General features: G+C 34.4%; 8 protein-coding genes and 1 pseudogene. All 9 read right to left on the reverse strand.

The genetic code is table 11. From position 1 onward, the window contains the following. Positions 1–273 precede the first annotated feature (273 nt). Complete coding sequence (gene yidC / locus FPQ13_RS12710) at positions 274–1062, reverse strand: membrane protein insertase YidC (protein WP_144089698.1); 789 nt, start codon at positions 1060–1062, stop codon at positions 274–276. Further along, complete coding sequence (locus FPQ13_RS12715; RefSeq protein WP_144089699.1) at positions 1014–1382, reverse strand: hypothetical protein; 369 nt, start codon at positions 1380–1382, stop codon at positions 1014–1016. The genes yidC and FPQ13_RS12715 overlap by 49 nt, the downstream gene beginning before the upstream one ends. Positions 1383–1454: 72 nt before the next feature. Then, positions 1455–1985 (reverse strand): GrpB family protein, encoded by a 531-nt coding sequence (locus FPQ13_RS12720; RefSeq protein WP_144089700.1) that lies wholly within the window; start codon positions 1983–1985, stop codon positions 1455–1457. A 397-nt stretch (positions 1986–2382) separates the two neighbouring features. Further along, on the reverse strand, positions 2383–2838 hold the full coding sequence (locus FPQ13_RS12725) for a hypothetical protein (RefSeq protein ID WP_144089701.1): 456 nt from the start codon (positions 2836–2838) through the stop codon (positions 2383–2385). 165 nt (positions 2839–3003) lie between these two features. Beyond that, positions 3004–3267, reverse strand: coding sequence for a hypothetical protein (locus tag FPQ13_RS12730; protein WP_236782542.1), 264 nt, complete (start codon positions 3265–3267; stop codon positions 3004–3006). A gap of 148 nt (positions 3268–3415) precedes the next feature. Then, positions 3416–3583, reverse strand: a complete 168-nt coding sequence (locus FPQ13_RS13590; protein WP_186279685.1) for a hypothetical protein — start codon at positions 3581–3583, stop codon at positions 3416–3418. A gap of 20 nt (positions 3584–3603) precedes the next feature. Continuing rightward, positions 3604–3786 (reverse strand): hypothetical protein, encoded by a 183-nt coding sequence (locus FPQ13_RS12735; protein ID WP_144089702.1) that lies wholly within the window; start codon positions 3784–3786, stop codon positions 3604–3606. Positions 3787–4544: 758 nt separating this feature from the next. After that, positions 4545–5096, reverse strand: a complete 552-nt coding sequence (locus tag FPQ13_RS13810) for a hypothetical protein (RefSeq protein WP_246065526.1) — start codon at positions 5094–5096, stop codon at positions 4545–4547. Between the two features lie 161 nt (positions 5097–5257). After that, a pseudogene (locus FPQ13_RS13960) lies at positions 5258–5440 on the reverse strand (AraC family transcriptional regulator); the annotation flags it as partial. Positions 5441–5702 lie beyond the last annotated feature (262 nt).

The raw sequence follows: 5702 nt of genomic DNA on the forward strand, positions 1-5702 counted from the left end.
TTTCAGATCTTGGTTTTCCTGAAGTGTAAAGTTGGACGATTTGTTCTTTGAATTCATCTGTAAAGCTTCGTCTTGAACGTCTAGTCATAATCATTCTCCTCATTTATTATTCAGATAAGTCTATAAGACCTTAACGAATCTGTCCAACTCAGTGTAGCCTGTCCAAGATGTACATATATTCTAGTTGTTTTAATCTTACATAAAGTACCTTAATACCTGAGAAATTAGGGTGCTAAATCCATTACGATTTGCACCCCTAAATAATAAGCTAATTTATGTTCCGTGGATGGTTTTCTTAATAATCAGCGTCTGAACAATTACAAATAAACCACTCACTGCCCAATATAATGGTAGGGCTGCTGGTACGTTTAATGAAATGATCCCGATCATAATCGGAGAGATTACCGCCATAAACGCCATTTGTTTGCGTTGGGGCTGTTCCAAGCCATTCAAACTGACTCTTGCTTGCAGATAGTAAATAAGCACCGCCACTAAAACGAATAAAATATCGGTTTCTCCGAGACTAAACCACAAGAAAGATTGCTCGGCAATTTCAGGTGTGCGCCTAATCGCATAATAAAAACCAATAAGAATCGGCATTTGAAGAATCATAGGCAGACAACCTGCTACCATTTTCATCGGGTTAAAATCATGTTTTTGATAAAGAGCACTTAGTTCTTTTTGCATACTCAGCCGATCTTCTGGGCTGTTCTTTCCTTTGTACTTCTCTTGTATCGCAGTCATTTCCGGTTTGATCAATGCCATTTTCCCTTGGGATTCCTTACTATTCTTCGATTGCTTAATGAAGAATGGCAATAGCGCAAAACGAATCCCGATTGTAATAACAATAATAGCCACTGCATAATTTCCTTGTAAAAAAAGAGCAGTTTTTTTAATCAAAAGTGACATCGGATATACAAAGTAATGTGAAAAGAACCCTGTAGATGAACTATCAACGGGTGTAAAGTTATTGCTACACCCGCTCAGTATAAGCAAAAATGCCAGTAGTAAAATTAAAAAAGAATACTTTCTGATGAAAGTGAGTAAGCTGTTTTGTTCCATTCTTGTCCTCCTCTTATTTTAAAAATCTGTTTAAAATAAGAGGTATTGTCATCTGCTTTGTCGTCTTTTTCATCTATTCTTTTAAACGTCATGATCAGCCATACGACAAATGATTCATTGGTTATAATCGGTTTCTCAAATGGGTTCATATTGACCTTGGTGTTTTGGTGACTATCTGTAAATAAATAAGAACTGTTGTGAAGTTGCTTGTTGTAAAGGTGGTTCACATAAATTGCACCAAAAACAATCAACAAGATTCCTAAATATAGATAAAAGGTAGTCGCATCAATAAACAATGTGTTTAACAAGTCTAGAAACATACTTACTCACCTCCTTTAGCAATATTTAAATAAATGAAATTAACAACCGCGCCAAATTGCGAAACGGATTACCTAATCAGTTCTTTTCGTAAAGATTTCTTTAACAAATTCTTCTTTAAAATTAGTATATTCGTTTACCCCTGTCGAAGAATCTTTTAGGTACTCTAGTTTTATTTCTAAGTATCGCTCTCTGGCTGCTTCATTCGAATTCAGATAATCTCTAAAGAATATCAAATTCTTCCAAAGTTCTTTTTGATAGTCTACTAAGTGGATAAAATGTGTTTTTTCTTTGTAGGTATCGTCGGTAAACTTCGCTAGCACTATCTCTCCAGGTCTTTCAACTTTTAATTTTAAGAAACCTGCTTGATAAAATTTCTTCGTTAAAGGTTTATCTACCATTTGTAAATCGTCTACACCCACTATTATGTCTATGATTGGTTTCGCAGACATACCTTTAATCGCTGTACTTCCAATATGTTCAATACGATTCTCCTCAAGGTTTGTATGTTTCATTAATTCTTTTTTTACTTTTATAAATTCTTCTTTCCATTCGGGTGTATAGCTAACTAACCTGACTTCGTTATACCCAAGTCCTAATTGCATGGTTTATTCCCCCTTATACAATGAATCAACTTATAAACCAAATAAATATTCTACTTTTATGAAAAAAATAACTATTTATTTAATAAGTATTTTGAAATTTTATTTGCACATATTAACGCCAAAGGCATTAAGAATATGATTTAATTGAACTCACATCTTAGTTAAAACATATTGGTTTGTCACACATGATATATCCTTGAATCTATCTATTGTACGCCGCCTTCACAATATCTAATGTTGAAATCTGGATTCATTTGTCGAGCATATATAGGTATATCGCTATAATCATTTTAACATAAATATGTTGGTACCTTCTGAAAAATTTGACATCTGTTGCTAAATAATTTGCTGCCTTATGTCGCGCTCGTTAGTTGAATTTTAGTTACTCAGTTTAACCTCACCAAAAAGGTTGATCTAGTTTTAAGATCCGACCCTGAATTGGATCAACAGCGTAATAAAGCATTTGATTTTGCTGATCATCCTTAATTCCTACATAGTAAAGTTGATCATACAATAACCAGGAAGAAGAACTATTCGTGGGAACTGTTTTTTTGTCTAATATAGGCATATCAACTGTATCCGTATTTTTTTGACCCAAATAATCAGAGGCTACAATTTGCCTTGACTCTTTATAAGTATAATCAGGTATTGCGATAACAAACATAATAATTATCAAAGTAATTATTCCACCATTTACAAAGTTAATTCGTCGGCTTTTTTCCTTTTTAAATAAGCCGTACACACTATAAAATAATGATAAACCAATGAGTTGGCTAAAAAAACCCATCCCAATTACACCAGCATAGTATTTATAATTAATATAAAAAATTACTATACACAAAACGATTGTCATAAAAAATAGTATCCAATTCCACTTTTTTATCATTAATCATTAATCCCTCATCCTGATTTATTAATGATTCCATTCATCAAATGTTTCAGACTTGCTCCATAACCTGGCTCCGTTTTTGTCACAACTTAGTGCAACAATCGCGCCCGATTGAAGAATAGATCAGGCTCAACCGAGATAAGTAATTTCGCCTTCTTTTTCTTTCGCTCTAATGGTGATTTTTGCAGTTAGTTGTTCAGGTTGTTGTCCATAATCACCCTTTACCTCTTCAAAGATGGTTGATATGTAATTTTCAAGCTCCCCCAATGTTATTTCTTTTGACAACACCTTATTTCTCGCAACTTCATATCCCTTAAATGAATCATTATAATCATCTATTTTTTCTTCTCCAAAAGCTTTTATTTCGAATTCGACTTTAATATCATTAGACACATTTTTTCGCTCCTTTACGATCTCTATCAAGAATATATCTTGCATAAGACATTGTTAAATTAACGCGCCCTATAATGGTACAAGTAATACTAAGAATAAAATACTTGCTATTAAAACATATGAACCTAATAACGTGTAACCTAATTTTTTAAAAAAGTTCTTTTTCTTTGCTTTCTTTATATAGCCTCCATACGCCAATACCCGCCATTAATAAGGCTACTAAAGAAAGATGAATGTTTCCCAATTTCCTCCCTTGTTTTACTTTGCATACAACAAGTTCAATACTATGACTTAGAACAGCCAAATCTTTTGCCAAATAAGCGCCTGCTAATGGAACTAAAGCGGAAGACTTTGAAAAAACGAAATGATTATAATTGATGTTGATAAAGAACCTGCAAACAATAAGGTTAACATCTTTCGCCAATTTAGCTCTTTTGGAGGTTTTACAGACTCTTGGGAAACCGCTATCCATATCACAGCAGAGACTATTCCTACTATCGCAATAACACCATTAGACATATTTAGCACTCCTCTGAATTATATATGGCTTGAACTTTAGTTCACGAACTGGCCCGCTTGTTTAACATAAGTAGTTATATTCTTATAATCATTTTAACATAATTATGTTGGTACATTCTGAAAAATCTGATATCCATTTGCAGAAAAATACTGTAGTGATTCATGGGAACTTGTGGAACAATCATCAATTTAATATTAATAAAAAAACAGGGTGCTAAACCTATTGTGATTTGCACCCATCAATAATATATTATGCGCTTTTCCTCTGTAACTGGACCCTTTTCCTATATTCTCGGTTGATTTCGCATCAATATAGGTGGTGTGTTATGCAATTAAATGAATGTTTCATCAAAAGTAACTTATTCCACAGAAGAAAGCTCACTTTCAGTTACCTTTTACACAAAAAAAGAAACGACAATGAGCTCTCGTTTCTTTCACAACCTCTTTTATAATGCAACAGAATTAAAATATAGCTTTAATTAAATTGATCACTAGCCTAGGAATACAAAAGTGCATCTGCACTCCAACCGATCAGCGTACTAATCATATTGGTTTTAGTTTCATCATTTTTGTTTTTACGTAATGATTTCACCATCCTTCTCAGCAACCTCGTACGAAGTTCAATGCGCGACTACCTTTGTTTTATTTCTCGGTCTTCTCCAAACAAAAATCCAAGTCCAATAAGATAAGTTACTGAATTAATAAGTACTAATAAAACCGATAATATTTTTCTCACGAATCATTAACTCCTCTCCCCATCAATTGGTTTTCTCTGTTGCAGTATTATCTTCAAAATTTAAATTTACAGGTTCACTGGATAAACCTTCTGTGGCGCGTTGGTCTGTAACGGGAACATCATCGCCTACCATTTCAAAGCCAAGTTCATCTATCCAAATTTGGCCTGGTCCGTTGAGCAATACGCCAAATGCGATTACTTCACTTTTTACTGGAATATCCAATACGACGCTAAAATGATTCCATTCATTTGTTCCCTTGATCGGACGATCCATCATATTATCAAAAGCAAGGACCTCTCCAGAAGAATGGTCGATCCGCATCCATAAGCCTGCAGCTTCTCTAACATCTACACTCTTTACAAATGCAGAAAAACGAACCCGTTCTCCCCGATAGTGATCTGCCTTGATTTGTTGCATGAGTGTTGCGAAGCCTCGTGCTTTTTCATGCTTTGATTTCAAATAGGCGGCGTAATTTCCACTATGCACAATGTTATTGTCTAACCCAGTTTCATAATCATATGGTGATTCCCCAGTCATAATCCAACCACTTGGTGCGTTACTCGTCTTACTCACAATGATCTCTCCTTTGCTAACTAATTGTTTAAGCAATTTCCGATATTCACTAGGTGTTATGTTGTAAACTTTTTTAAAAGCTCTCGTGAAGGATTCTTGCGACTCGCAATGTCAATCACTCGTTGATCTGTCGTAATTAACTCCCTAGCACTTTGTGTCATCCGCCGCTCTCTCACATATTCGGCAACTGATCTCCCAATGATCTTTCGAAAAACACGTTGAAAATGGAATCTCGAATAACCAGCTTGTTCCGCCAAACGGTTGAGCTGCAATGGCTCAGTCATATGTTGTTCAATAAAATTCAATGATCGTTGAATAGCCTGTTCATGATCTTGATAGGACATTGAATCACCTCTTACTCTTACTACCAGTATAACTGAATGATTCTGGGAAACTTGATTTTTTGTGCTAATGTGAAAAAGGACGTTGAGAAGTGATATTATATGAGCATATGATTATACAAAATAAGTAGGTGTTTATTAATGGAACTTTTCCAAATCGATAGTTGTTACTACCTAACGGATGCTAATGTTTATGGCAAACTAAAAATGTAGTCTTTGGCAGTTAATTTATGTAGGTGGCTGAGAAGCTACTGCATGAATAAAA

This window comes from Allobacillus salarius (assembly GCF_007559425.1).
GTDB lineage: Bacteria > Bacillota > Bacilli > Bacillales > Alkalibacillaceae > Allobacillus > Allobacillus salarius.

Bases quoted from the DNA above. Each gene is read 5' to 3' on its own strand.
- yidC (WP_144089698.1), bottom strand. From the start codon at position 1,062: ATGGAACAAAACAGCTTACTCACTTTCATCAGAAAGTATTCTTTTTTA.
- FPQ13_RS12715 (WP_144089699.1), bottom strand. From the start codon at position 1,382: ATGTTTCTAGACTTGTTAAACACATTGTTTATTGATGCGACTACCTTT.
- FPQ13_RS12720 (WP_144089700.1), bottom strand. From the start codon at position 1,985: ATGCAATTAGGACTTGGGTATAACGAAGTCAGGTTAGTTAGCTATACA.
- FPQ13_RS12725 (WP_144089701.1), bottom strand. From the start codon at position 2,838: ATGACAATCGTTTTGTGTATAGTAATTTTTTATATTAATTATAAATAC.
- FPQ13_RS12735 (WP_144089702.1), bottom strand. From the start codon at position 3,786: ATGTCTAATGGTGTTATTGCGATAGTAGGAATAGTCTCTGCTGTGATA.